Source organism: Candidatus Nitrosotalea sp. FS, from assembly GCF_011319475.1.
GTDB lineage: Archaea > Thermoproteota > Nitrososphaeria > Nitrososphaerales > Nitrosopumilaceae > Nitrosotalea.
In genome coordinates, this window is record NZ_RCMC01000084.1 from 940 (window position 1) to 1,340 (window position 401).

The following is a 401-nucleotide window of genomic DNA, read 5'->3' on the forward strand; positions in this document are numbered from 1 at the left end:
GCGGCCTCGTATCATTCCAAGGTTCTCTCTCTTGATTAATCCATCAATCTCAGGTTTTGTCGGTGGCAACAACGCAGCAGATAATGGTCTTACAATAATTCCCTCTAACCCAGATTCTTTCTCTATTGTTTTCAATGCAGGAGCAAACTGACTCATTGGTCGCTGGCCAAGCACCTCACCTGAGATGATAAACTCAGCACCAATCTCATCCATCACTTTCTTTCCTGCCTTGAACATCATGGAACGGCAGTCAATGCATGGATTCATTCCAGAACCGTAACCGTGTTTTGGTTTTTTTAGCATCTCGATATAATCATCACCAAGATATACAGTCTTCAAGTCAACACCTAAAGAATCTGCAGTCTCTCTACTTTCAAATCCGCATCCTCTGCCGCAATCAA

Annotated in this window: 1 pseudogene; it reads right to left on the bottom strand. The window is 43.1% G+C overall.

The window, feature by feature from the left end:
• Positions 1-401 (bottom strand): annotated as a pseudogene (locus DYY66_RS13950) (tRNA (5-methylaminomethyl-2-thiouridylate)-methyltransferase); the annotation flags it as partial.